We start from the raw sequence: 24,981 nt of genomic DNA on the forward strand, positions 1-24,981 counted from the left end.
CCAGGGAATCGGTGACGTTGAACATCACCAGCCTGCCATGACCGCCCTCTCTCAGCGAATTTGCAGAACTCTCAGCACACTACCGCGAATTTGCAGAACTCTCAGCACACTACCGGGACGGCCTTGTCCGGCGAGGTCATACTGCGAATGTCCCATATCGTTTCTCCTCAGGCCGCTATTGGCCAGAGCACAAACGTTCAGGAGGGGGGCCGGGAGCCGACCGTCTACTTTTGGCAACCCTTGCCTTGGAAGCCGCCGAAGAATGGATAGCGTTGAACAAGTGCAGCGCCCTCTGTGTCGCTTCACCTTGCGGTACCAAAGGTCCAGAAGGTCAGTTGTCTGTTCAGCGATGAGGGTACCGACGCGACTCTGGGGTGGCGTGCCTGCCCGGGTGGTGGCGTATCAGGGCCCAAATGTTTCGGTAGTGTCCAAGGGGACCGAGTTATCGACCGCGGCCAAGTACTAGCCGAGTTTCGCCGGAGAACCGGCCTCACGGACAACACAGCAATGCGCGCAACCGCTCCGTCGCGCAGTCACCGTTTTAGCCATCGACAAGTTCTTGAACTGGAGAATTGTCTTGGGTTGCAAGTTCACATCTGAAGACAATCCCGATGTAACTCGAAATAGGCTGGCTGCGGCCATCGTGGCGGCCGCCATGGACACGAACGAAGCCGAAAACTCCGGAGGCATCCGGTCTACGAAGCTCTTGACATCGCTTTCTCCCAACTGTCCGCATCTGGGCTCGGCAGAAGCGAGATAGGACAAGGCTGCATCAAGGTTTTCGACCTGTCCGGCCAATTCCTTCCGTCGTTCTTCCGGCGACATTGCCCGTAGGGCCGCTTCCCGGGCAGCGGCCTTGGCCCTTCCGTCGTCAGGCACGTTCCAACAGCCCAGGCATTCGGCTTGTTCGACGAGGCCGTATATCACCGCTTGAGCCCTTAAGCCGTCTGTACTTCCGCCCACGACGACGCGGGGGCACAGACCCTGGATGTCCTGACGGGACGTATTGATGTCCACGGCCGATACCACGAGTTCGTACGAGTCCCGCGCTTCCGCCAGATCGAGCTTCGGATGCAGGCCTGACCGGCTCGAGAGGATGTAATCCCGAAGCGTTCCGGAATGTTCCAAGCCCCCCAGTCCGCTGAAGGTCCTGTATCGCTCCACGGCCTCGACCTTAGGTCGGTCGAGATCGTCGAGGCCGGCCAAAAAGCACCGGTTAAGATTGGTGCCCTCGAGGTCGTGGCGGTCGTGATCGATGGTAACGAGGAATGAGCTTGCCAATTCGCTGGCGCCCAACACCTGGATGATCCCCTGACCGACGGCGCCTGCCCCGACGACATACAAAGGGGGCAAGCGCGTGTCCGATACGGCTGGACCGTCTTCCAATACTTCCCAGCGGCCGGATTCCCCCGACCACAGGGAATACGCGTCATCCCGGGCGAAGCGTCCTTTCTTCAAGCCTTTGGCGTGCTTGAAGACCTCGCCTGCTGCCAAGGCCGCTGCCAGGTATGGGCCGAGGCAATCGCGCCGGCCGAAAGAACCACCGAAGGCTCGCGGAGCGGAGCCGATCCAGGCTTTCCACCCCTCTCCCCAAACATAGATGCTCGCGCCTCCACGCATCTGACCGGTCATATCTATGGTCAAGTCCTCCACGCCATCGGGTGGAAGCACCGGTATCCGCCCGCCGTTGGCCCAGGACGCGAGGTTCTCGACGGCCTGGAAGGCATTTGCCGGACCGGCCCCGTTCGGCGTGACGACCGTCATCTCGCCTTTTACCGCGACCCGGATCGAACCGACCAAGCCATGCAGCCTAGCCAGTAGATTGACGAGACAGACCAGAAGGTGTTGGCGATTGACTGCCCCTGATACGTCGCCGGCACGAATGAGGATCGTTTTAGGCGACGCGACGTCCCCCAAACCATCCAACGGTCGGGAATGACGATCCCCCAATGCCAAGCCACTCATCGGAAATCCCTTCTGTCCACTGCCGGTGCGGCGATCACCTCAAGGCGGCCATGGACCTGCCCTGGGGATAGCATGTGCCAATAATCGTTCTGCCACTCGTGCACGCCGATGCCTTGCGGCCAGGGCGCGGCCGGGACGCCGTATATCGGGAATACGAGCGAAAGAATCCGGCGGCTCGAAATCATGCGGTCATCATATCGCGAGTGTTCCGTGCCCATGCCGGGATGGCTGTGAATCTGAGCCAAGGGCTTCCACCCTTCGGGCAGATCGCGCACCATTTCGCTGATCGCATCCGGCTCCACATGATAGTTTCCGGGCATAGATCGCTGCGTGGGCGCCCGGACCGATCGCACAAGGGCGGTATCGCCGTCCCGCTCGCCGTACCAGAAAACACACGATTCCCGGCGGCCTGCGCGCTGAAGCAGTTCGCTTGTCGCCGAAATCGCAGTCGGAGGTAAGCGAAGGACGGATCCGATCGGCACATAGGGCCCGGGTGCCGGGTCGCGCCACAATAGGTATTCATCCTGCATGACGATCGAATCTTCCCGAATAGTGGTTGCGGAAAGCACGTTCGATCGCCACCAACGTATGATTAAAGGTATCGCCCGTGCGCCAGAGGGTGGTGTCTTCGCCGCCGTGATTGACGTCGTAGTATTCGAACACAGCGGAACAGCACACGAGCTGGATCTTTTGCCCGCTGGGGTTCTGGTAAGCCGGATGGACGTGGACCTCCGGCGAGGTCAGTTGGGGCAGATGGTGCTGTTCGGCTAGGCCGGCGTAGTCAAGGGTCGCCGGATTGACGAACCTGGCGCTGGGCGGCCAGTCCGAACCGGCAAGAAAATCGAGCCGGAGAAGATACTCTTCGGTATTTCCGCCGAAAGTGCCGCGCATGGGGACAAGCAGCGTCCGGTCCGATGGCCGGCTCCAGCCGAGCTCTTCTATCGTCTGGCCCCTGAAGGACAGCACCCGCGGCAAGTGCTGGCCTAGCACTTGCGTGCCTGCCTGCAGGTCAATGGTGGGCCGGACGCCATGCGATGCCATTTCAGGCCCCCCCGGTCCTGGCCGCGATCTCGAACTTCTTGTCGCACAAACCTTCCTGCTGGGCCGTCTCGAGAGGAAGGCCGAGGTGGTCCATCAGGCTCACTGTCCCGACGTCCGTCTCGGCCTGGAACACGTCACGCTCGTTGCGCATGACGTCGAGCTCCTCGTAGGCCCGGTCCCAGATCGACTGCAGAGTAGTACCGGACTCGACCTTGAAGCGCACCGTTTCCAGTTCACCCAGGTGCTTGACGCGCACCGTCTGCTTCTTTGGCCCCGCAAGCTTGCCCGCCTTGAAGCTTTCGACGCCATCTTCATCCAGGTCGATGACGTCGTCTTCATCGAGGGGAAAGTCGGGCTCGTCCGTCTTTTCCAGATAGATGCTCTTGTCGGCAGCCACGCCCTTCAGCTTGCGCAAGGTTCCGGCCGTGATGAAGCGCGCGGGCCAATCCAGGGGGCCGCCGGCGAAGGCAAGCCGGTAGGATCGGTCGCTCAGGGCGACGATAAACCGCTGTCCGTCGGACAAGGGCACGGATTCGCGGCTGCGGACGTCCTCAAGTTCGCCGTTGTCCCGCATCTGCAGGACATAGCTGTAATCGTCGGACGAAAACCCCGCGGCGAGGGCGATCTGGTCCCCTGAGGGGGTCTGGTCATTTACGGGAACCGCGCGGAACACCAGGTCGGTGCCGGCGATATGGATGCTGCGAATGGGATCGCTGTCGTTCATTTGGTTTCTCCTGCGTCTCGATATCACATCAAATAGTAGCTATTTCTTAGCTAGTCAATACGTGATGTGTAGCTATTAATTGTTGACTAGCCTCGTGGATAATGATATGAACGCGCGACCGTCAAGGAGGACCCTATGGTTGAAAAACGTACGATGACGCTGAATTTGAGTTCGCAGGAGATGGATCTGGTCGATCGCCTCGCCGATGAAAAAGGTTTGTCCAAGACCGCCCTAGTCCGACAGGCCCTCAGGCTCTACCAATCCATCACGGACAGAATAGAACGCGGCGAGAAGGTATTCTTCGAACACCCTTCCACCAAGGAAAAGGCCGAGCTCATGATGCTGAACTGAAGCCATGTCGGGTAGCCTCATCGGTACCTACGACCTGTTAGACCGTCGGACCGGCAAGTTCACGGAATCCCATCTCCTCAGCCCCGCGGATGCCGGCAATGTCGCCGATATAGACGGCTCGTGGCGCCCGCTCATGGAAGCCAGGATTGCGGAACTGAAAGCCGCCGGCCAATACAACCTGCAATTCCTCGGCGATAACGACATCCAGGACGCTCATTGGCGATGGTCCGAGAAAGTCGACATGGCGTCAAACCGGCTTGACCGGCAGTCGTTCGCGATCGTGGCGGAAGGTGCCACACAGGGCCTGATGCTCGTGACGACTGCAGGTTTTGCCAAAGAACCCTCGCAACGCGGCAAGCCGCTGGTCACGGTGGACCTGCTAGCTACCGCGCCTTGGAACAGACCGCGTTTCGATGCGTCCCCTCGTTTCAAGGGCGTGGGGCGCATCATGATGGTTGCCGCGATCAGCTTGAGTGTTCAAGAGGAATTCAGGGGACGGGTAGGCCTGCACGCCTTGCCACAGGCCGAAGCTTGGTATCGAGATGTGGTTGGAATGACCGACCTGGAAATCGACGACACGCGCATGCGCTACTTTGAGATGACCGAAGCACAAGCGCGCGCCTTCCTCACTTAAACAGAAGGAGCAGATGATGGAGATGCTTATCTCACGCGACTGGCTCCGGCGAAAGATCGAGTCCGATCCGGATACGGACCATGACGCGGGATGGCCGTTGGAAGCCATCGACAATATAGGGATGTTCCTGCCGTCCGAACTTGTGTCGGACGCGGGCAACGTGGTCGAAATGAAGCACGCCTTCGGGGTCTTCATACGCCAGTTGAGACGACGCGACCAATTGTCGGTTGAAACCTTGGGCGCAAAGGCGCGGGTGGAGGCCGCCGAGATCAGGTTGATCGAACGGGACCCCAACTACAAACCCAGGCCGAGGACCGTTCACCAGTTGGCCGAGTTTTTTAGGATGCCGCCACGAGCGCTGATGAAGCTCTCTGGCGCTACTGTTACTAGAGACGAGGTCCTGCAGGAAGAGGCCCAGAAGTTCGCGGCTAAGTCCGATGATTTGTCCAAGCTCAGTAAGCACGAGCAACAGGTCTTGGACAGTTTCGTCAAGTTTCTGGTGCTGGGGCAGAAATGAACCGATGATGGAGGGGACGGTCGGAGCATATGAGGCGGACGACATCCGAGGACTCGTTGACAGGATTCTCCGCGAACTCGGCAATCCCGAACCGCCCCTCCGTCTCCCGGAGGTCCGGCAGTTGCTCGCGCTAGACCTCAAGTACTATAGCTTGTCCAATCCGACGCTCCTGCAGGAAGTCGCGCATAGGATGAAGGTGGCGGGCAAGCAGGTTATCGCCCGTCCGACCATTCTGATCGACGTGATCAAGAAGGCCAACCTCTCCGCCTTATGGATACCCGACGGCAATCGCATCCTGATCGACCAACAGGTTCCCGACGCGAAGAAACGATGGATCGAGGCCCATGAGGTTGGGCATAGTTTCATTCCCTGGCACAAGGATTTCCTGTTCGGCGACGATCAGTACACGCTCGATCCGAACTGCCATGCCAATGTGGAGGCGGAGGCTAATTTCGCCGCCGCACGCTTGCTGTTCCTTCAGGACCGTTTCGCGTGCGAGGCTCGCGACGTCGAGATTACCTTCAAGTCCATCCAGAATCTGGCCAAGCGCTACGGCAATACGATAACCACCACGTTATGGCGCACGGTCGAGGAGCGGGATGGCGAAACGCCGGCATTCGGGATGGTCAGCGCCCATCCGCACCACGACGATATCGGCCGCGACCCCGGCGGCAAGGACGTGCGATACTTCATCCGCTCACCCGCGTTCAGGACGCGGTTTCCGGGGATCACTCAGGAATTCTGTTGGAACTTTCTCAGGGCCAGTGCCGGCCGGGCTAGGAGAGGTCCGATTTTCGACGGAACCGTCGTGTTGACGGACGCGAACGGAGTCCGACACGAGTTCGCGATCGAATGCTTCTGCAACCACCACGCGATCCTGACTTATGCCGTACACAGGCGCCCGGCTCCGTTGATAACACCGGTTAAGTGATACCGCTGCGGCGCTAATAAGCTCGCCCGGCTACGTCCGCTGGTCAGGGAACGGAAGCTTCCAGGCTTAAGCTGCGTGAACGAACGGCCGATACCAGGGCGCATTAGGGTCGCAGGCGGCCATCGTTTTCATTGAGTCGTCTTGGCCAGCCGTGGTCTTCACTTGACCCCCCCGCATGATGATAAATAACCAAGAAGGATCTAGACCGAACCGGAAAAGACAAGGTGCAGGTGCGAGGCATTGAGAGAAATATCAGGAACCGAACCAATCCACAGAAATATTTTGTTGGTATTTCTGTTGGTAGCAGATGCGGCCAACCTTCGCATAAGTCTCTGAAACGAAAGCGGGATTTTCTCCACTTGGATTCCGCCTCTGGCACCATCACCCTCTTAGGGTGTTGATGTAGCTGAAAAACCAACAAAATTATATGCTTAGGGCTGCCCGAGTGCTACACAGGGGTGTTACACATGGTCCTAGCGATGAGCCGTCCCGTCAAACACCGAAAGACTGGCGTGTACTGGTTCCGCAAGCGGGTACCAGCCGACATTGTCGTGTTGACCGGCCGCCGAGAAGTCAACAAGACGCTCGAAACGAAGGACCCCGAAGAGGCAAAGCGAAAATACGCAGAGGTCCTTGCGGAGTTTGAACACGAATGGATGCAACTTCGGCTCGGAAGCGGGTCGATCAAAGGACACAATTCAGGTATCCGCGCCACTGCTGCTGTTAATAAACTCACCCCGCGCCTCATCACCGACCGTGACGCGCACCTTTTCGCCACGGCCGTGCACGACGAATGGATCGCAAGATTCCGCGAGAATCCGAGTGAACAGCTCCACTGGCACACCGACCTCTATGAGGGCCTGTGGAAAAGGTACCCGTTGCCCTCCACCGATCCAGTTGCTGGAGTGGAAGGCATCGCCGATCCCATCCCGGGGACAATGCCAATCGAGAATATCTTTTGGAAATCGATGAGAGCCGGATGCGTAGGCAGGGCTACGGACATCCTGGAAAAAAATGGCTTCAGCGACGATCCTTGGAGCATTCATAAAACTGCACGAGCAGTAGGGGCCGCGTTGCAGCGAGCTAGCTTGACGCTGCGAAAGCTTGAAAAAGGAGAGCTTGAACTAGCAGACGAGCCTGCCAAGTGGATTCGTCGCTCGGCAAACTCGGTAGCGCCTACAAAGGCACCCGCGAAGGCGAAATCCAGTACAGCCACTTTAACTGGACTCGTGGAGGGTTGGTGGAAGGAAAGCAGAGCAGCGGGCCGAAAACCGAGCACTTATGAAAGCTACAGAGACTCCTTTGCCTATCTTGTCCGGTTTCTCAGACACGACGATGCATCGAAGGTCACAACCAAAGATGTAATAGCATTCAAAGATCACCGACTGAGCACACCATCCCCAAAGACCGGAAAAATGGTTTCGGCAAAGACAGTCAAGGACAGCAATCTGTCGGCCTTGAGAGTCGTATTCGACTGGGGCGTCGCGAATCAAATCGTCGCTCATAACCCGGCTGCCAGTGTGACCTTAAAGGTGGGAAAGCCTGCGCGCCACAGATCGAAGAGCCTTTCGGACGACGAGGCGAATGCGATCCTTTCTGGCGCTCTATCTCATCAGCGAGGAAAGGAGAATCCGAAGACGTTTGCGGCCAAGCGATGGATACCGTGGCTGTGCGCGTTCACAGGAGCTCGCGTCGGCGAATTGGCTCAGCTGCGAAAGCAGGATGTCTTCTCGCGAGACGGAAGCTGGGCAATTCGCATTACCCCTGAAGCTGGAACTGTCAAAACCAATGAAGCCCGCGAGGTACCTCTTCACCAGCAGGTGATCGATTTAGAGTTCCCTGCCTTTGTCCAAGAGGCTGCCGACGGTCACCTTTTCTTGAACGTCGACTCGTCCGAAAATGTCCGGGGAGCTTTGCGCGGCTTGAAGAACCGGCTCGCCGAGTTCGGGCGTAACTTTGTTCCGGACCCGAATGTGGCGCCCAATCATGGCTGGCGTCACCGCTTCAAAACAATCGGCATGGAAGCCGGAATCCCTCCTCGCATTCTAGATGCGATACAGGGTCAGGCGGCTAGGACGGTTGCCGACACATACGGTGAGGTCACGCTGAAGACCATGGTGGGAGAGATCGCGAAACTGAGCGCCTATTCGCTTGGAGTTCTCGATGCCCAACCCGACTTGACGGGAAAGCGGGTAGGATCAGGGCGCATCACGCTGCGTTAAACAATCAAGCGGAACATCCGTGCCCGCCCGAGAAACAACTGATGTGCAGCACATCAATCCCTCAGTCACTCAAAAGGCCCCATCCAGGTCCATAATCATCAAGATGTCGCTTCAGAGCCAATCGGCTAGGATGATGAGCAGGACTCGACGGAAGGTTTAGCCGCTGTCCATGAAGGCATCCATATTCACTGGACATAAGGTTACCTTGCAGCAGGATCCTGTAAGAATCCGGATCGACGGCCAGGAGCCCACAATCAAAGAGCGTATGGATATCCGATCTGAGCAGGAGTCCATTGTCTACGGTATTTGTAGCAGCTCCTAGGTATGGAGTTATGTGAGCGGCCTCTAGCAGATCCAATAGCAAGCTGCCCGATACAGCACACCGGTTGCCATACGCAACACGTAAACTGTTGCGAAAGGCTTGCTGTCCTCTACGCTGAGCAATCTCCCGGTTGATGCGAATTCTCATGTCCACAACATCATCGGGGTCGAAATGCGTCACATCTGCCTGATGGGCATCCAAGCGAGCTGAGTGACGTCGCCTCAGAAGGAAGTCGGTAGGATTGGAACCATTGTGGGATACGTAAGCGTATTGTCCGAGGTACCGAAAGCCAGCACCGGGATGCTCTGATTTGTCGCGGCGATGAAATACCAATAACTCAATGCCATTCCGCTCGTGCCGAATAATAGCCTGATCCGTCCTGCCCTGAGTCTGTCCATTCCAGTGAATAACATCATCCACAACCCGATCTACGTATTGAGTTCTATCGACAGTCTTTTTCTCGGTTATAAATAGCCATATAGATAGAAATCCATCTGGACGAAACACTCCGTTATTGATTGTGGCGTCGCTTATCGAGAAAATCTGCTTCAGTTCTTTCCGCGTATAGACATTGCCTACAACAAGCCTCGACGAAGAAATATTAGGGTTGGAGTTCTCAACGTAGATGGGGTTTGGAGGCAAAGACTGATTAATTATCGTTACACCGTTCTGCCATAGAATGTTCGCATGGCCTCTGCCATCAGGCCGCCAGCCTATCGGGTATCGCGGCGTTGCAATCCCAACCTCAGCCTGACGCAGCAAATAGGCGAATCTCAGAACCGCCTTTGAAGAATATTCGCCGCCCCTCCACAGTACCGAGTGGACTGCAGATCGCCTATACCGGACAGGAATTCCATTCCTTTGCAAAATTCCCCTATTGCTTAGCTCGTTATTCACATACTCTAAAAACTCACTAGGTCCCTTTATCCCAGCGATTTCCAAAGATTTCTTAATGTATTCCCTCATTCAAAGCCCTCTATAGAATGATATTAGCTATGCGTAGATTTGTCGAAGATATCTCAGTGTCTTCCGCCAATTGCGCAATTGAGCCCAACGCAGACGGCCGTCCCGAAATAATCACTCAATTCAAGTTGCCTACGTCGCTGGGCCGAAACCACACGTTGAACGGCGTTCCGGAGCGGCTGCAGGTAATGAAAAACACTGGGTCGCCGGGTTTGCTGCGTGATGGGGATAGAGAAACCGTCCCAGTGTCGAGATTGGCGCATCCAGCTTGATTCTGGGCGATCCTGTTCGCTGCGGCTATGATCTGGAGTTTGAACTTTGACGTGTCGTCGTCCCAGATGAAATCCGATTCCACATAGACGCGAATGCCGCTGCCAGTCCGCTCGATTCCACGGAGGACCTCGTTAGGTACCCAACCTTTGACGAAGGTGAGCCATTCGGGCGTGACGATTTGGACCTCGCTCCAGTCGCCGTGGGCGCAAAGCTGCTTGACTGTCGTCGAGGAATCGATCTCGTGGTAGTGGACCGAGCCGAGTATTGTCGAGGCCTTCTGGTTTTTGATCCTGTCGCCGCTCTTTGACGGGGTGGTCCGCGGTTCGAAGCTGCCTACCACTGCGACTACTTCACCTGATCTAGGCTGTCCAAGGTCGCAAGAAGGTGTCGCCTTAGCCGCAGAGGCCGAGGCGACTTGTACTGAAGTTCCGGTCGTCCCGTTGCTGTCAGACGGCGCGGTAAGGGTAGGAGTCGTCGGATACAGACTACGCGAAATCCAAACCGCGAAAATGATAACTATGAGTACTTTGAAAGCGTTTTTCATCCATCCCCCAAACCAAGCGAACGACACATGGCATGCAACATTGTGGAGTTCCTTACCTGCTGACGGAGGCAAGTTCGCGCTCAATCACCTGTCTATTCCGACCGAAATGCACCTCCCGGTGATGCGCCGGGCAAAGGCAGGCCACGTTCTGAACGGTATCCTGACCTCCGTGGGCGAGGTGCTTGATATGATGCACTTCCACGTAATCGAGACCGCTTTCGTTCCGAAAAAGCTCGTGTGAGCAACGTGGTATTTCACACCTGTGATTTGCACGTACCCTAGCATATGCAGCAACCAATGGATCGCGCATCGTTCCCGCTATCCGGTAGGGTTGCGGGAGGCGGTACTTCGCAGCTGGGTCTCGGCGAGACTCGATCATCGCTTTCAGTTCAGCCAAAGATTTTTGCGCGGTTTTCGCGACTTCAGCCTCGAACAAGGACCGGACGGTATCGTCATGCCTGTCTTCGTTGTCGTGCACTTCCGTTGTAGAATTTAGGGCTTGCTCGACTTGCGCGAGTTCGCTCCAATAGCGATAAAGCGCGTCGGCATATCCGGTTGGGATGCGGAAATTTGCCCCCTGTATTCCGTGGATCACCTTGAAGCCTCGAAGATCAGGCTTAGTGGAGATCTGGTCGTATCGCAGATGGTGATTTTGGTTGGCGGTTTCGGATATTTCTAGGAGCGTGTGAGGATCCGTAGGAACTTTATACTCCTCCTTCACCCAGTACGGCCCTAAAGCCTCAGCGGGTAGAACCTCAGGAACCCGCTTGACGTATGCGATAGCGTGAAGGCCTCTCTGATATGGCTTGCTCCCCTTCGCTTGCCAGAGAAAGACACGGTCTCCGAGTTGAATGTGGGCCTGTAGCCGGGACGTTCTCCAATATACTTCCCTCTCGCCCCCTGCTAGCGCCCCAGCCAAGTTGTATGTTTCTGGCATATTCTGAAAAAACCAGTTCTTCATAGTTCCCCACTGTCGTCATACCGACACACGGCCTCTAGTTCGCCAACGAGCGATGCTGATGGCCAATAGTTTAATTCATTTCCCAGCAACAACTAACGCCAATCCATCCCACCGGATCGCGCTACAATCCAACCTGTATCCTGCGCCCGCGTTTCAACGCCGGGTTCTCGCTGTTTAACGTTTTTGCCAACGCAAAGTCCGCCTTCTGACATACGACGTAACGATAGGCATATGAGGTTTGCAGAGAGTTATAGTAGTCCATATTGTCGTCGTTTGATGTGATGAGCCGTCCCTCGGTGGGCGCTGAAAGCAGTTCCTCGACTGGCCGTTCTGTAGCTCTGGCGCTGTCCAGCAACTGCCTCATCCCAGCCGTCGAAAGTTCGCCTTTCATCACGCGTGACACTGCTTCGGCCTGCCTAGCTTCTTTCGCTCGTTTATGGGTTCCTCTCAGCCCTTCGATGATCGATGGACAGAATGCGCACAGCATAAGATCCGATGCCAGTGGCATGTAGATTTCGATGCCTTGGACAGCTAGGCCGAGATTGCCACGCGGACCACAATCAAGCGCATTCGCAAGGCAAACAGGATGGTCACCTAGATAAAAGCTACGCCCCGGAGCGGGCTCGGCGAGCACAAAATCTTTTGCGGCGATGATCTGGGCATAGTCGCCGATGCTGCCCTGAATGCTCAGAAGGTGTTCTCTCTTGAGCCTGTCCTCGGTCATAGGTTGCCAGTCTTCCCACCCTCGAACATCCTGCATTCTCCCGCCACTTTCTTCGACCTTCTTGACGAGCGCCTCCTCTATTGTCTGCCATTGATCACGGGTTGCCTTAGTTCTCAGAAGTTGAAACGCCAGCATCATAGCCAACGCGGCTTTCTGCTCCGGGCTGTTGTTGAGTCGGCGGTCCTTCAGCACCTTTCGGTAGCTTGGCAGAGCTTGGTCCTCTGCAGCACATGCGATTGGCTCAAACGATGCCAACCATTCATCGTCGAAGGTGAAATCGTTGAACCGGCGCTCCGCCATCATGTTTCGAATGGACGTGACGAATGTCTTTCCGGTGTGCTTATCGAATACCGAGACCCGCTCGTTCTTCTCGTCGGAAAGGAACTGGCGCAGGATGAACTTAGGAACGTAGTGTTGATTCTCGGCCGCCATCCATACAATTTAGTAACTCGGTCTCCCGCCCGCCACAAATCGCAATCGTAGTTGAAAGAGCCTGTTCTGAGCGCACCGTCGGATAGTTGGTCTCTTACGCGACAGCAGGTCCTGCAACGGGACGGTTATCGGTGTGTCTCCTGCGGCAGCCAGCTCAAATCGGCGAGCGCCGACATTCACCACCTTCTCCCCCGTTCGATGGGTGGAACCGATGAAATGTCGAACTTGGTCACGCTCTGCGACGGCTGTCATGCGCGCCATCACCCAAACTTAGCCGGTGGTCTCACAAGAAGGGTGATCGAGAGATGGGCTGTAAGGCTCGCGAGATGGCTAGACCGCGAAGGAGTGGTGATCGAAACGACGGGTAACCTCGGACCCGCTCTACGCCTGTTTGGGCTAGATCGATTTCGTCACGGCCAGTTGCCGATCATTTTGGCGGCGCTTTCGGGAAAATCCGTGTTAGTCGTCAGTCCTACAGGTTCCGGCAAAACCCTATGTTTTCAGCTTCCCGCCGTGCTTAGGCGTGGCGTCGCCCTTGTTGTTTCTCCCTTGAAGGCGCTGATGTCCGAACAGGTGTCCGACCTTCTAGCCAAGAAAATCCCGGCAACGTTCATCAACAGCGATCTCAGCCGCGAAGAGAAGGAGACCCGCTTTTCTCTGCTTGGCCTGAAGGCCATCAAGCTCCTCTACGTAGCGCCGGAGCGCTTCTTCGTTCGCAGCGATGCGGAGCGCAGCCAACTCAAGCGTAGCGAGCCGTCCTTTCTGATCATAGACGAGGCCCATTGCGTTGACCGCTGGGGTGAGGACTTTCGCCCCGAGTACGGGCGCCTGCGCGAGGTTCGGGAAAAGCTCGGTGCTCCCCCGGTCTTGGCTTTCACAGCTACTGCTGGAAAGGAAATGCAGGACCGGATTCTCGCCTCGCTTGGCATCCCGGACGCGAAGGTGTTCGTCCGCGATGTGGACAGGCCAAACATCGCGATGTTGCGACGGCATTGTCGATCTGAACGGCGGGCGCAGGAAATAGCATCCATGCTGGCGCTGCCCCAGTTGAAGGGGCAGAAGGCGATGATTTTCGTCCCTACGGTAAAAGTGGGTGACGAACTGCGGACTGCTTTGTCGGCGATGGGATTGGACATCCCATTCTATCATTCCAAGCTGGGAACTGCATGGGAGCGGCAGGAACTCGTGAAGCGCTTCTTGGGGCAGAGCCGCCCAGTGGTCGATCAGATAGTCTGCACCAACGCCTTTGGCATGGGCCTCGACATTCCTAACGTGCGTCTGGTGGTGCACTGGCAACAATCAGCATCTGTTGAAGACCTATTGCAGGAGTTTGGCCGCGCTGGAAGAGATGGGAAGCCGTCGGTCTCGGTCCTGTTCCACGACGGTAAGGGCCGAGGTGATACGGGGCGCCTCAAATTCATGGCCGAGATGACTGTCTCGAATGCACCGGGGGATGAACACCAAAGAGCGGTCATGCTGGAGCAGCGGACCCGGAACATCGATCAAGTGGCCGGGATGCTCCGCTCGACTTCTTGTCTTCGTAAGTCGATCCGCAGCTATTTCGGCGATAGCGAGGGACGGCACAAACTGAGCCTTGCAGAGCGGATCCTTGAATGGGTTTTTGGAACACGTGCGCCGAGAACCCACCACACCGCTTGCTGCGATAGCTGCGACGCCGCAACCATCAAAAAACACGGCACGATAGCTTATGTTACCCGGGTCATGGGAGGTGAATTCCCACGTTTAGGACGAAAATGACAATCGATTGTGCTCAGAAGACGGATCCCCGTCAACTCCGCACTACAGTATTTGGTTGGAGCATTAGTGATCTCTTAAGCACTCCTCCACAATCGGTACTTGTCCGGCTTAGCCCGTTTTGCTAAAGAGTCCGTACAAACGGGGGTTTGGATAATGTCGAAGCGCAATTTCCTGTCACCAATGGCCTTGTCGGCCACGATGATTCTCGGCGGCCAAGTTCAGGCTGCAGTCCTTGTCGAATCGGCAAATCAGCCTTCGGCAAAGCTCGCTGAAGCTGGCACCGTTCCGGCGGACCTCGGCTACGGTGAGGTGCTCGACCGCTCAAATGGCACAGACGTCATCATGGCGTACCACACCAGCCATTCAAGCCATGCTAGTCACGGGTCCCACTGCTCTGGCTACAGCTATTGTTGATGTCGGACACCTCTCGCGATAGCGAGCTCGTCCAGACTGCCCAAGTCAAGTTTGATCTGTCAGTCTTCAGCCTCGACTGCGTGAAGCGCGCAGCTTATCGGGTAACCGGAAACGCTGCGGTTGAGATCATGATCGAGGGCGGCTTCGCTGTATGCACGATCAACTTCAATAAGGCGGCCGCGCGAGCTTCGGCCGACGCAGCGATAGAAAGGCTGCGGTTAGAGGTCTTGGATCAGGACCTGCGTAGCAGCATCGCCGCCGAAACCGCCACGGTTAGAAACGCGATACTGGCGCTGGCGTTTTCCAGATCGGGCCTACAGTCCGATGACTAAGTTTGCTCCGGCAACTGAGTTCCAGCGACCGTTGGACGACACGTACCAGCTCGCGTACTTCCGTTTTTCCCAGTTGGACGACGAGCGGTATGTGCTGACCAACCAAGCGGGCGAATATCTGGTATTGCCGCGCGCCGTGCTGGCCTCGTTTGTCAGGCACGAGCTTCCCAGCACACACCCCGCTTACTCCCGCCTGCGCAGCAGGCAATTCCTCTTTGATGCATCCTCCAATATCGGCAAGGAGCTGCTGGCGCTGAAGGTTCGGACTAAAGCAAAAAGGCTGGAGAACTTCACATCGCTTCACATAATGGTCGTATCGCTGCGTTGCGAGCACTCTTGCCCTTACTGTCAGGTATCTCGCCAAAGCGAAGATCGTTCAGCCTTCGATATGTCAGAGGAGACTGCCGAGAAGGCGTTGGCGCTCATTTTCCAGTCTCCAAGTCCGGCTATCAAGATCGAGTTCCAGGGCGGCGAGCCGCTTCTGAATTTCCCGTTGATCCAACACATCGTGGATCGGGCTGAAGCGATCAACAAGGTCGTCGGGCGGTCGCTGCAATTCGTTATCACCACGAATCTCGCTGTCGTTACGGACGAAATCTTGGAGTTTTGCCGCGAGCACAGCGTCCTAATTTCTACGTCGCTTGATGGTCCGGCTACTCTTCACAATGCCAATCGACCGCGCCCGGGAAAGAACAGCTATGAATTGGCTGTGGCAGGCATCCACAAGGCCAGACTGGCTCTGGGCCATGAACGCGTCAGCGCACTTATGACGACGACCAAAGCCAGCCTTCCACTGGTGCGCGAGATCATTGACGAATACGTGCGGCTAGATTTCCCCGGAATATTCCTTCGGCCGCTTTCCCCTTACGGCTTCGCGGTCAAGACAAAATCATACGCCGCCTACGATGTGGACCGCTGGCTCGACTTCTATTTCGACGGGCTGAACTACATCCTCGAACTGAATCGGAAAGGCATTCCCTTCAAGGAGTTTTACGCGGCCACCATCCTCACAAAGATGCTCACGCCTTTCGAGCCGGGATATGTGGACCTGATGAGCCCGGCAGGTATCGGTATCTCCGCCGTTGTCTATAACTACGACGCCAGCGTCTACGCATCCGACGAAGCTCGCATGTTGGCTGAGATGGGCGACAAGACATTTCTGCTCGGAAACGTCCACGAACACACGTACGGTGAGATTTTCGGGTCCGACGCTCTCCTCGATCCTATCGAGCAGTCTTTTGCAAGCTCCGTACCGATGTGCGCCGACTGCGCCTACGAACCGTTCTGTGGCTCCGATCCAGTGTTCCATACCGCAACGCAGGGCGACTTTGTTGGCCTCAAAACGCGGTCGGGATTCTGCAATCGCAACATGTCGATCTTCAAGAGACTGATCGACCTTATGGAGAGGGACGTTACCGCCCGAGAACTCTTTCTAAGTTGGGCGAATTAGGATGTTGCGACTGAGTGGCTTCGCTGCGTCAGCAAGCGTCGGTGACTTCTCACAGCGAGTGGCACTTAGGCTCGTGACGGGCCAAGCTGATCAAGCGTCTAACCCGGGGCATGATGCGTATCTTTTCAAGGGGCAGGCGTTTCATCCTGAATGCCAGTGGGTTGTCACCTTTGAGGAGCATCGGCCGGAGGCTGAGCGACGGTTTTCGGACCGACGACTAGTCGTTCTACCCCACGAGTTCGACTACCTCAGCGAGGGAGACGTGATCCGCTTTGTGCCGGATCGGAAGGCAGTGCGTGTCCTGTTCAGAAAGGATGCCAACGCGAACTATTTCCTCGTAACGGAGCGGTGCAACCACCTGTGCTTGATGTGCTCCCAGCCACCCAAAGACGTTGACGATCGCTGGTTGGCGCGGGAGATTTTGGATGTGCTGCCCTTGCTGCCCGCAACGACCCCGTTTCTCGGGATCACTGGCGGTGAGCCGACGCTGGTGGGCGAGGACTTTTTTGACATTTTGTCATCAGCTCGTGACCACCTTCCTTCTACGCCGGTTCATATTCTTTCCAATGGCCGGACATTTAAGGACAAGGCCTTCTCGCATCGCTATCAAGCAATCGGGCATCCTCGTCTTTCCGTTGGTATACCGATCTACTCAGCGGACCCGGAAGTGCACGACTATGTCGTTCAATCCAAAGGCGCTTTCGATGAGACCATCCGCGGGATCATGAATCTGAAGTCCGTCGGGGCTGAGGTTGAGATACGAGTTGTCGTTCACAAGCAGACCTATGAAGGTCTCGCCGACCTGTCAGATTTCATTTTTAGAAACCTCACCTTCGTAGACCACGTGACGTTCATGGGGCTGGAGATCACTGGCTTCACAAGGGCAAATATGGATAAGCTCTGGATGGACCCGTACGACTATCGAAGTGAGTTGCGGGCGGCTGTGCAATATCTGGCTGCGGCTAGGATCAATGTTTCAGTCTACAATCACCAGCTCTGTCTTCTGGATCACTCCATTCATCGATACGCGAAGCGTTCGATCAGTGATTGGAAGAACGAGTACATGGATGAGTGTACGCGATGCTCCCGTCGGGACGAGTGCGGTGGCTTCTTTTCGTCAAGCAGCCTTGCGCGGAGTTCGCACATTTCAGCGTTCCAATGATGGGAAACGTCCTCGCAATGCGATCGCGCAGCTAGGGAGTTCAGCGTGGCTTCGGGGTCGGTTTATATTTTGAAAGTTCGGCCTGACCGCCGGGAGACCTTGTTAAATTCGGCGCGAGGTTGGTTCGGGGGACCACGGGCCTCTGAGCCCGTCCCCACATTCGACCACAGTAGGCGCGCCCCGCTTGTTGTGCTTGCCTCATTCGAAGATGGCGCCCTTACCCACGTCGGCGATGCTCGCAAAGGCGCGTCGGCTGGGACCCGGCTTGTCCGCCTCAATATGACTTCTCTGGACGCTCTCGCACGGCCCATATCGTTTGACCGCATTATCGAAAGCGTTCCCGCGAAATTTCGGGGTCCACTCAGGAGGGTTATCGACAATGGTGGCGTGTTGCCGCCCAAGACGCTCAAGGCTGTCGTCGATGCGCTATCGCAGATGGACTCCGTATTGGGGACCAAACTTAGTCGGATGTCGGCGAGCCGCGCACAACTAATTGCGGAGCTCGGCGAACGTGAAAGGGAGAACCTTGCGCTGCAGAAAGAGACCCTTTCAGCGGCTCTCGAAATCGCCGGTGTAGGAACCCATGATGTCTTGGGCTGGAACCCAGTGGCGACGAGCGAGAGAACTTCCTTTCTCGAGGGTCTCCCCGGCGCCCAGGTCCGCGAGGATGTAATGCTTCACGCTGACCTTATGAGCCTTCCTGGATTTGCCGCTATTCAGGATGCGCCCCATATCGCTTCGCGCACTTTCCAGTCGGAGACAAACTCATCTGTTCGCGTGACTATTGTCATGGCTAATCGCCTTCCTCTGGAACAGCAGACGGGGGCCGATCTCATCTATTTCAACGAGAAATATCGCTCCTTCGTTATGGTCCAATACAAGGCCCTTGAGAAGGGCAAAGAGGAACTCGAATTTCGATGGCTGGACGGCGATCAGTTCTCAGGGGAGATGGAACGGATGGATCACCTTCTGGATGAGATCAGCCAGATCGAGGCTGATATGAATCCGGACGGTTTTCGGTTCAGCAGCAACCCATTCTTTTTGAAATTCTGCTCCCGCATCGTTTTCAATCCAGATGACCGAGGTATGTTTCCGGGTATGTACCTGCCACATGGGCTCTGGAAGGCGCTGGCGGCAAGCGAACGGCTCAAAGGACCGCGCGGCGGGAATCTCCTCACATACAGCAATGTCGGCCGCAGACTTAGCGGAACAGAGTTCGTAACGCTCGTGGCCGGTTCGTGGGTGGGCACCACAATCACCCAATCGGCCGCGCTCGAAGCTATGATCCGGTCCGTTATAGAAAGCGGCCGGACAGTGACCTTCGCTGTCAAACGAAGCCCACCAGAAGACCCCGTGCCCGTCCCCGACATTTTGCCAGTTCTCGATGAGGGTAAAGAAATCACCCCTGAACAAGTGCTTGTAAGAGTCTCGAACTGAGAAAAATCGGCCAAGGCGAACCAGAAGAATTGTCAATCGATGGCGTATCGACTCCCCAAGTCTTCGTTATTGACGGCCGTGCAACACCTGTGTCGTTATGGCGACACAGATGTGTTCCCTCATCTTACAGAACTTTCCTTCGTGCGCGAGGAGATGGGCTTAATAATTGACGAACTCGAAGTGCTAGACCTTGATATTTATGATCCAGGTACTGCTGTTGAGGCGCTTGGACCAAAAAGCCGGTATGGGTTTAGAATTGTTCATCAGCTTCCTTATCTGGATACAATTTTGTTGCTTGCGGCAGTGGTGGAGTTAGGCCCACGGATCGAAAGCCACCGACCTTCTCAGGATAACTTCGAAGCGTTTTCCTATCGGTTCGCACCGAATGGCAAGGGCGGCATCTTCCGGACAGATCGCACTTTCAAGGAATGGCTCCAAACTCAGCTTAACTATGCACAAGGCAACTTGAAGATTAAACATGTCATTGCAACGGACATTTCCGACTTCTATGCTAGAATCAATTTCCACAGACTAGAGAATTTGCTGGACGAGGTCGCGCCAGGACACGGCGCTGCCAGATACATTAAGAAGCACATCAAGGTAATCCGGGCGAAGCAGTCATTTGGCCTTCCAGTGGGCGGCAGTGCTGCGCGGTTGCTAGCCGAGTTGGCATTGAGCGACACCGACAGAGCGCTGGAGCACGATGGGCGGGCGGCCACAAGGTTTGTCGACGATTTCAGGATTTTTCTACGCGCGGACGAAGATCCTTACGACGCTCTCGCGTTTATTGCCGAACAGCTGGCCATCAACGAGGGCCTTTCTCTGAACGTCGCCAAGACAGAGATTTATAGTCGAGTTGATTTCATAAAGAAGCTGAGACGCCAAACGACCGACGTATCTGAGGAGGCCGAGGGCGCGGCCATAGAGGCACTGACGTCCGACCTCTATTTCGATGATGAACCCGATGAAAAGGATGTTGAGAAGCTGAAATCGATGAACCTCCTCGGCTACTTGCAAGATGAGGTCGGCAAGGTCGCATTCGATATGGGACGCATTAAGGTCATCTTTCGCGCACTGAAAATAGCCAAGCCGACGGAGGCCATCGAGTACATCATTGAGAACTTTTCCGAATTGGTGGTGTTCGCAAAGGAGATGATGCTCCTTATGCAGGAGCTAGAATCGGAGGAATTTAGTTGCTTCGACGAGTTGAGTGACATCGTCGTCAAAGCAATTCTCTCTCCCCCGGCCTCAAGCATTCAACTGATACGGACATGGCTGTTGGAACTCTTCGTGCGCCGCGTTGTCCCCGTCGCTCCTGCGCATTTGAAGGCACTAGAAAGCCTTACAACCCCACTTGACCGTCGCCAGCTTCATCTCATCCGTGGGCGATTGGGCGACAAGAACCACTTTCGCAAATATAAGACGGCTTTTGGTCAACTCACAACGATTGAACAGCCATGCTTCATCTGGGGAGCGAGTTGTCTGCCCAAGGACGAATATGAGACGTTTGTCCAGGGGGTTAAGCCGATGTTTTCGATGCCGACGGGCGCATTGTTTCTGAAATGGGCAGCTAAGCAGCGCGAGAAACTTATCGCGAAACTAGAGTCACCAGTTGACGAGCATCAAGAATAGCCCACTCGTGGCCAATCAACCTAACTCGCCAGCTTGGGCACGGCAGAACCTCGGTCCGTTTGCTTCCAGGACTATAGAAATCCATCAGCCCTTTGAGGGAATCATGAAGTACGTTGATCGTCAAAGGTTCTCGCCTCCCAGGAGTTTTTCCAGTCCTGAGGCGAGAGAGGTGCGGGCCTCGCTGTTGAATGTATTCGGTGAGAGCGAAACAAAAATCGCGCAGACCCGCATAGAAACTTCCATTTATACGTACTCGGTCACACGAGATGTTGAGCTAGTCAACGCGCTGGCCAACCTCTTTGAGTCCAAGTGCGCCTTTTGTGAAAGCCCTGCCTCGCCATTCTCGGTATACAGATTTCGGCCTGCAGCGCACAGCGAGCCTGTTCAAAATCCCTCGACATCTCACCTTTACTACAGCTGGCTGGCTGAGGCTTGGCAAAATCTGTATCCGATATGCCAGGAGTGTCGGCCACACCAAGACAGCTACTTCCCAGTCAGTGGAAAGCGAGCTGATCTCCCCAGCCTTGCCCTCCTCAATGACTTTGTCCAACGAGACGACGGTTTATGGCCTGATTACCCTCTACCCGAACGGAATTTCTTGCTGGATCCCTGCCTGGATAAAGTACTGCGAAGAAGTCTGGGCTTTAAGGTCAACGGACTAGCCGTTGGTCGTTCACGCCGTGGTATGGAAACCATTGAGCATTTCAGTTTGAATCGTGAGTCCTTGGTAAAGCGAAGGCGGTCGGCGTTCACCGAGGCCATAGCTTATACCCGAATGGACTTGCGCCGCGAACCTCGACGGAAGCTGCCATGGATGGAAGGCGTCGAAGGTCATGAAGGTGCAATTGCCCTGCTCTTGGGCGAAGCCTTTGCTATCGCGCTTGATGGCAAAGGAACTGCCGACATAGATCGGCAACGCAGGACTCTTGCACGGATGAAGGAGGAAGGTGTTGGGCGCTTTGATCAAGCTATCGAACAGATGCGAAATCAGGACAGTAGTCCGCCCAAAACCTATGCACAGCCGCGAGCGGCTTCGGAAGCTGACCGGTTCGATGCCATCGCTATCAACAATTACAAGTCACTTGAAAATATTCGTTTGGAAATGCCGGTTTCGCCCTCGCTTGCATCTGACTTCGAGGTTCCTGCACTTCTACTGCTTGGTGAAAACGCGACAGGGAAGAGCACGATTCTTGAGGCAATCGCTCTTTCGGTCATGGCGCCCAATGCGCGTGAACGCTTGGGACTGTCCTTCTCACGCTCAGTTCTTAACCCCGTTTACCTAGGCGCAGGTGGTGGAGTAGCTCCATCACAAGCCACGTTGGAATTGACATACTCGGAGGGGATGAGACGAACCGTAACGCTGGTGCGTACGGGGAATCCAAAAGGCGAAGTTCTCGAGGACGGGTTGATCCCGAATATTCCGCTCTTCGCTTACGGAGCGTTCAGGATGTACCTTGATAAAGAGAGAAAGTACGCGCCGCACAAACACGTTCGCTCCCTGTTCCAGCATGATGAGATCCTGTCAAACCCCGAACGATGGCTATCTGGCCTCAGCGACTCCCACTTTAATATGGTTGTTCGCGCATTGCGACTGGTATTCAACATAGAAGGCTCGTTTCAAGTAATTGAGCGTACGGGAGACGGTATCTTCGTCGTGTCACAGCAACACGAGAGCGACGCTGAAATAATTCGTCGGGAGCCGATATCCATTGTGTCATCTGGTTTTCGCGCAGTCCTGGCGATGCTCTGTGATGTGATGCAAGGCTTAATGGACAAGCGCGTTAATACTGACTTTCAGTCGCTTGAGACGGCTAGAGGGCTGGTGTTGATCGACGAAGTTGAAGCACACCTCCATCCGCGCTGGAAAATGTCAATCATGACAGGGCTTCGTAAGGCGCTGCCTCGCGTCTGCTTCATCGCCACGTCCCACGATCCTCTCTGTTTGCGTGGAATGGGTAAGGAGGAGGTTATGGTTCTCGAGCGCGTCACCGGAGAGATGGCGAAGACGGACCTTCCAGTCTTCACACAAGCGCTGACGAATCTACCCGATAACGAGAAATGGACGGTCGAGCAGCTCCTAACAGCCGACTTCTTTCAACTGCGAAGTACCGAAAGTACTGAGGCTGGAAAGCGCGCCGCACTAATGGAGGACAAGTTGGCGCAGGGAATCTTACCGTCTGAAGACCCAGCCCTCGCGACGTATCTTGAGGAATTTTGCCGTGATCTTCCGATCGGTCACACGGAGGTTCACAGGTTGGTTCAGGGTGCTATAGCCAAGTATTTGCGCCTTAAACGTAAGAAAACGCAGGCAGACCTCTTGCGACTTAAAGCAGAGACACGATCGGCGATAGTGAATGCGCTAAGGAGTGTGGGGTGAGAAGGGTAGACCGAAGCGAATCGGCTCCAGCCGATCTACTTGAGAAAGGTTCAGCTGAGCTAATCAAAGCCATCGCGCACTACGATGCCATTCCTCCCTCGAAGGAGGGCTACGAATTTGCAGTGTACAAGCTTAGGTCGGTTAAAGATGCGCTGGAGAAAATGTTCCATGGCAAATGTGCCTACTGCGAGACTTTTTACGCAAGCGCGCAGCCGCTAGACGTCGAGCATTTTCGACCCAAAGGCGCCGTCGCCGAGGCTGTTAGTCATCGTGGCTACTGGTGGCTTGCCATGGATTGGGCAAACTTGCTGCCCAGCTGCATTGATTGCAATCGCAAGCGTTACCAAGTCACGCCCAAAGGAGACACGAGCCAAGTTCGCCTGCTGCGAGAAACGATGAACTTTTCCAGCTCGGTGACAATCGGAAGTGGGAAGAAGGATAGCTTCCCTTTAGCTCCCGCAGGCGTCAGAGCAAACACTCGCACCGATGTCTTAGACGGGGAGAAAGCGCTCTTGTTGAACCCGTGTGAGGATCTGCCGGACGAGCACCTTGTCTACTTTTTTGACGCTACCAGAACCGTATCGTTCATCCTGGCAAAGAAACTCAATGAAGGTGCAGAATATGCTGGTGCTGACGGATTGAGCTTGAAGGGCGCAACTTCGGTCCATGTGTATGGTTTGAATCGACTGAGACTCGTTCAAGCACGGACGGAAGTTTTGCGAAGGTTGGAGTTTCTGTCCGGCTTAGCAATCGACTTGAAGAATCTGGCCGACGAGTTGAAGCAGAGCGCCGATGGAAAGCTGAAGCGTGTCGGTGCTCAGCTCGACGGCTTTGGCGATGCGATTATCTCCGAATTGCTACATATGGGTGATCGGGACCAACCATACTCCGCAATGGTCAATGCGTGGCTGGTCAAATTCAGATCCGAATTGGAGCAGATTGCGTAAGGCGCCTAGCATGGTGGGGAGGAGAGGCGCAAAAAAGGGCTGCTGGGGAGGCTTAACCAAATGAAGCGAACGAAACAGGCTGAGGTCACAGCGGGGTATACCCCAGCGTGACGTAACTAACCCGCGACAGTTCAGCGTAACATCTGGGTTGACATCGACTATTTGTGACAAGGTAGCGTTGAGCCTAAACCTTGAGGTGACAGGCTATGGCTCGCATTGGGTACGCTCGCGTCAGCACGATTGATCAAGATCTCGAAACGCAAATGGCCAAGTTGAAGGGCGAAGGCTGCAGCATCATCCGATCAGAGAAGGTCTCGGGGGCGAGCCGCGATGGTCGGGCCGAACTGGCGACAATCATCGACTTTCTTCGGCCGGGAGATGAGCTGGTCGTCACGCGGCTGGACCGGCTCGGTCGCGACACCCGCGACGTGCTCAATTTGATTCACGAGTGCGAGCAACGCGGAGCCTTTGTCACCGTCTTGGATCCGCATGTTTCGACCCGTGGTGAGATGGGCCATGTCATTCTGACCGTGCTTGGCATGGTGGCCCAGATGGAGCGCCGGTTCATCAAGGAGCGCCAGCGCGAGGGCATTAAGAATGCAAGGGCCTCGGGGGTCTACAGTGGAGGCAAGCGCCGCATTGACAGGGAGCAAATCGTGCAACTTGCGGCCGACGGCCATAGACCATCATTTATCGCCAAAACGTTGGGATGCTCCAGAATGCAGGTATATCGAATATTGGCTATTACGGCCTGACGCGGCGCCGCTGTTCCTAATTGCACGTGCCAAGCCGATTGCGTCGTTCCTCCAAAGCGCTATCCGTTGCTTGCAGGGTGCGCTATTTTCGAACTGACCTGCTCAGCCTGTGG

The 24,981-nt window shown here is 55.6% G+C and carries 23 protein-coding genes; 15 read left to right on the plus strand and 8 right to left on the minus strand.

The window, feature by feature from the left end; translation table 11 throughout:
• Nucleotides 1-462: 462 nt before the first annotated feature.
• Genes NKH22_RS30465 through NKH22_RS30480 form a run of 4 tightly spaced genes read right to left on the minus strand, consistent with a single transcriptional unit; the run spans nucleotide 463 to nucleotide 3,730 of the window.
• On the minus strand, nucleotides 463-1,965 hold the full coding sequence (locus tag NKH22_RS30465) for a ThiF family adenylyltransferase (protein WP_023731939.1): 1,503 nt from the start codon (nucleotides 1,963-1,965) through the stop codon (nucleotides 463-465).
• Nucleotides 1,962-2,534 (minus strand): Mov34/MPN/PAD-1 family protein, encoded by a 573-nt coding sequence (locus NKH22_RS30470; protein ID WP_155927479.1) that lies wholly within the window; start codon nucleotides 2,532-2,534, stop codon nucleotides 1,962-1,964. The genes NKH22_RS30465 and NKH22_RS30470 overlap by 4 nt, the downstream gene beginning before the upstream one ends.
• Entirely contained in the window at nucleotides 2,485-3,006 is a 522-nt protein-coding gene (locus tag NKH22_RS30475; RefSeq protein WP_023731941.1) for a hypothetical protein, read from the minus strand. Before NKH22_RS30475 ends, NKH22_RS30470 begins: the two co-directional genes overlap by 50 nt.
• Before the next feature lies 1 nt (nucleotide 3,007).
• Nucleotides 3,008-3,730 carry a multiubiquitin domain-containing protein gene (locus NKH22_RS30480; protein ID WP_023686066.1) on the minus strand — a complete coding sequence of 241 codons (723 nt, stop codon included), beginning with the start codon at nucleotides 3,728-3,730 and terminating at the stop codon, nucleotides 3,008-3,010.
• 135 nt (nucleotides 3,731-3,865) lie between these two features.
• Here NKH22_RS30480 and NKH22_RS30485 point away from each other — a divergent pair, with 135 nt between their 5' ends.
• From NKH22_RS30485 to NKH22_RS30505, 5 genes are all read left to right on the plus strand, one after another.
• On the plus strand, nucleotides 3,866-4,081 hold the full coding sequence (locus NKH22_RS30485) for a ribbon-helix-helix protein, CopG family (RefSeq protein ID WP_031209255.1): 216 nt from the start codon (nucleotides 3,866-3,868) through the stop codon (nucleotides 4,079-4,081).
• 4 nt (nucleotides 4,082-4,085) lie between these two features.
• Nucleotides 4,086-4,715 (plus strand): hypothetical protein, encoded by a 630-nt coding sequence (locus NKH22_RS30490; RefSeq protein ID WP_023808456.1) that lies wholly within the window; start codon nucleotides 4,086-4,088, stop codon nucleotides 4,713-4,715.
• A gap of 13 nt (nucleotides 4,716-4,728) precedes the next feature.
• Nucleotides 4,729-5,232: a helix-turn-helix domain-containing protein gene (locus NKH22_RS30495; protein WP_023686069.1), complete on the plus strand. Its 504-nt coding sequence runs from the start codon at nucleotides 4,729-4,731 to the stop codon at nucleotides 5,230-5,232.
• 121 nt (nucleotides 5,233-5,353) lie between these two features.
• Nucleotides 5,354-6,163, plus strand: a complete 810-nt coding sequence (locus NKH22_RS30500; protein WP_210164341.1) for an ImmA/IrrE family metallo-endopeptidase — start codon at nucleotides 5,354-5,356, stop codon at nucleotides 6,161-6,163.
• 467 nt (nucleotides 6,164-6,630) lie between these two features.
• Nucleotides 6,631-8,385 (plus strand): DUF6538 domain-containing protein, encoded by a 1,755-nt coding sequence (locus NKH22_RS30505; RefSeq protein ID WP_352912266.1) that lies wholly within the window; start codon nucleotides 6,631-6,633, stop codon nucleotides 8,383-8,385.
• Nucleotides 8,386-8,446: 61 nt separating this feature from the next.
• On the opposite strand, the gene NKH22_RS30510 is transcribed toward NKH22_RS30505, so the two are convergent.
• From NKH22_RS30510 to NKH22_RS30525, 4 genes are all read right to left on the minus strand, one after another.
• Nucleotides 8,447-9,673: an HNH endonuclease gene (locus NKH22_RS30510; protein ID WP_352912268.1), complete on the minus strand. Its 1,227-nt coding sequence runs from the start codon at nucleotides 9,671-9,673 to the stop codon at nucleotides 8,447-8,449.
• 115 nt (nucleotides 9,674-9,788) lie between these two features.
• Entirely contained in the window at nucleotides 9,789-10,283 is a 495-nt protein-coding gene (locus NKH22_RS30515) for a hypothetical protein (protein ID WP_352912270.1), read from the minus strand.
• 256 nt (nucleotides 10,284-10,539) lie between these two features.
• Nucleotides 10,540-11,208 (minus strand): HNH endonuclease, encoded by a 669-nt coding sequence (locus NKH22_RS30520; RefSeq protein ID WP_352912271.1) that lies wholly within the window; start codon nucleotides 11,206-11,208, stop codon nucleotides 10,540-10,542.
• A 361-nt stretch (nucleotides 11,209-11,569) separates the two neighbouring features.
• Nucleotides 11,570-12,604, minus strand: a complete 1,035-nt coding sequence (locus tag NKH22_RS30525; protein ID WP_352912272.1) for a DUF4238 domain-containing protein — start codon at nucleotides 12,602-12,604, stop codon at nucleotides 11,570-11,572.
• Between the two features lie 51 nt (nucleotides 12,605-12,655).
• Between NKH22_RS30525 and NKH22_RS30530 the strand changes: the two genes are divergently transcribed.
• From NKH22_RS30530 to NKH22_RS30575, 10 genes are all read left to right on the plus strand, one after another.
• Nucleotides 12,656-14,362 (plus strand): RecQ family ATP-dependent DNA helicase, encoded by a 1,707-nt coding sequence (locus tag NKH22_RS30530; RefSeq protein WP_352912274.1) that lies wholly within the window; start codon nucleotides 12,656-12,658, stop codon nucleotides 14,360-14,362.
• Nucleotides 14,363-14,515: 153 nt separating this feature from the next.
• Nucleotides 14,516-14,776 (plus strand): hypothetical protein, encoded by a 261-nt coding sequence (locus tag NKH22_RS30535; protein ID WP_127218519.1) that lies wholly within the window; start codon nucleotides 14,516-14,518, stop codon nucleotides 14,774-14,776.
• Nucleotides 14,776-15,108: an HxsD-related protein gene (locus tag NKH22_RS30540; RefSeq protein WP_352912275.1), complete on the plus strand. Its 333-nt coding sequence runs from the start codon at nucleotides 14,776-14,778 to the stop codon at nucleotides 15,106-15,108. Before NKH22_RS30535 ends, NKH22_RS30540 begins: the two co-directional genes overlap by 1 nt.
• Nucleotides 15,101-16,558: a His-Xaa-Ser system radical SAM maturase HxsB gene (gene hxsB / locus NKH22_RS30545; protein WP_352912277.1), complete on the plus strand. Its 1,458-nt coding sequence runs from the start codon at nucleotides 15,101-15,103 to the stop codon at nucleotides 16,556-16,558. The genes NKH22_RS30540 and hxsB overlap by 8 nt, the downstream gene beginning before the upstream one ends.
• Nucleotide 16,559: 1 nt before the next feature.
• Nucleotides 16,560-17,720, plus strand: coding sequence for a His-Xaa-Ser system radical SAM maturase HxsC (hxsC, locus tag NKH22_RS30550; protein WP_352912279.1), 1,161 nt, complete (start codon nucleotides 16,560-16,562; stop codon nucleotides 17,718-17,720).
• Nucleotides 17,721-18,110: 390 nt separating this feature from the next.
• The gene (locus NKH22_RS30555) at nucleotides 18,111-19,157 is read left to right on the plus strand and encodes a hypothetical protein (RefSeq protein WP_352912281.1); all 1,047 of its coding nucleotides are present in this window, start codon (nucleotides 18,111-18,113) and stop codon (nucleotides 19,155-19,157) included.
• Nucleotides 19,158-19,196: 39 nt separating this feature from the next.
• Complete coding sequence (locus NKH22_RS30560) at nucleotides 19,197-20,789, plus strand: RNA-directed DNA polymerase (protein ID WP_352912283.1); 1,593 nt, start codon at nucleotides 19,197-19,199, stop codon at nucleotides 20,787-20,789.
• Between the two features lie 103 nt (nucleotides 20,790-20,892).
• Nucleotides 20,893-23,166, plus strand: coding sequence for an AAA family ATPase (locus NKH22_RS30565; protein WP_352912285.1), 2,274 nt, complete (start codon nucleotides 20,893-20,895; stop codon nucleotides 23,164-23,166).
• Complete coding sequence (locus NKH22_RS30570) at nucleotides 23,163-24,113, plus strand: HNH endonuclease family protein (protein WP_352912287.1); 951 nt, start codon at nucleotides 23,163-23,165, stop codon at nucleotides 24,111-24,113. The genes NKH22_RS30565 and NKH22_RS30570 overlap by 4 nt, the downstream gene beginning before the upstream one ends.
• Nucleotides 24,114-24,319: 206 nt before the next feature.
• Nucleotides 24,320-24,868 (plus strand): recombinase family protein, encoded by a 549-nt coding sequence (locus NKH22_RS30575; protein WP_352912289.1) that lies wholly within the window; start codon nucleotides 24,320-24,322, stop codon nucleotides 24,866-24,868.
• Nucleotides 24,869-24,981 lie beyond the last annotated feature (113 nt).

Origin of the sequence: Mesorhizobium sp. M1252 (genome assembly GCF_040318265.1) — a bacterium.
Lineage (GTDB): Bacteria > Pseudomonadota > Alphaproteobacteria > Rhizobiales > Rhizobiaceae > Mesorhizobium.

Bases quoted from the DNA above. Each gene is read 5' to 3' on its own strand.
- NKH22_RS30465 (WP_023731939.1), bottom strand. From the start codon at position 1,965: ATGAGTGGCTTGGCATTGGGGGATCGTCATTCCCGACCGTTGGATGGT.
- NKH22_RS30475 (WP_023731941.1), bottom strand. From the start codon at position 3,006: ATGGCATCGCATGGCGTCCGGCCCACCATTGACCTGCAGGCAGGCACG.
- NKH22_RS30480 (WP_023686066.1), bottom strand. From the start codon at position 3,730: ATGAACGACAGCGATCCCATTCGCAGCATCCATATCGCCGGCACCGAC.
- NKH22_RS30485 (WP_031209255.1), top strand. From the start codon at position 3,866: ATGGTTGAAAAACGTACGATGACGCTGAATTTGAGTTCGCAGGAGATG.
- NKH22_RS30490 (WP_023808456.1), top strand. From the start codon at position 4,086: ATGTCGGGTAGCCTCATCGGTACCTACGACCTGTTAGACCGTCGGACC.
- NKH22_RS30495 (WP_023686069.1), top strand. From the start codon at position 4,729: ATGATGGAGATGCTTATCTCACGCGACTGGCTCCGGCGAAAGATCGAG.
- NKH22_RS30505 (WP_352912266.1), top strand. From the start codon at position 6,631: ATGGTCCTAGCGATGAGCCGTCCCGTCAAACACCGAAAGACTGGCGTG.
- NKH22_RS30510 (WP_352912268.1), bottom strand. From the start codon at position 9,673: ATGAGGGAATACATTAAGAAATCTTTGGAAATCGCTGGGATAAAGGGA.
- NKH22_RS30525 (WP_352912272.1), bottom strand. From the start codon at position 12,604: ATGGCGGCCGAGAATCAACACTACGTTCCTAAGTTCATCCTGCGCCAG.
- NKH22_RS30535 (WP_127218519.1), top strand. From the start codon at position 14,516: ATGTCGAAGCGCAATTTCCTGTCACCAATGGCCTTGTCGGCCACGATG.
- NKH22_RS30540 (WP_352912275.1), top strand. From the start codon at position 14,776: ATGTCGGACACCTCTCGCGATAGCGAGCTCGTCCAGACTGCCCAAGTC.
- hxsB (WP_352912277.1), top strand. From the start codon at position 15,101: ATGACTAAGTTTGCTCCGGCAACTGAGTTCCAGCGACCGTTGGACGAC.
- hxsC (WP_352912279.1), top strand. From the start codon at position 16,560: ATGTTGCGACTGAGTGGCTTCGCTGCGTCAGCAAGCGTCGGTGACTTC.
- NKH22_RS30560 (WP_352912283.1), top strand. From the start codon at position 19,197: ATGGCGTATCGACTCCCCAAGTCTTCGTTATTGACGGCCGTGCAACAC.
- NKH22_RS30565 (WP_352912285.1), top strand. From the start codon at position 20,893: ATGAAGTACGTTGATCGTCAAAGGTTCTCGCCTCCCAGGAGTTTTTCC.
- NKH22_RS30575 (WP_352912289.1), top strand. From the start codon at position 24,320: ATGGCTCGCATTGGGTACGCTCGCGTCAGCACGATTGATCAAGATCTC.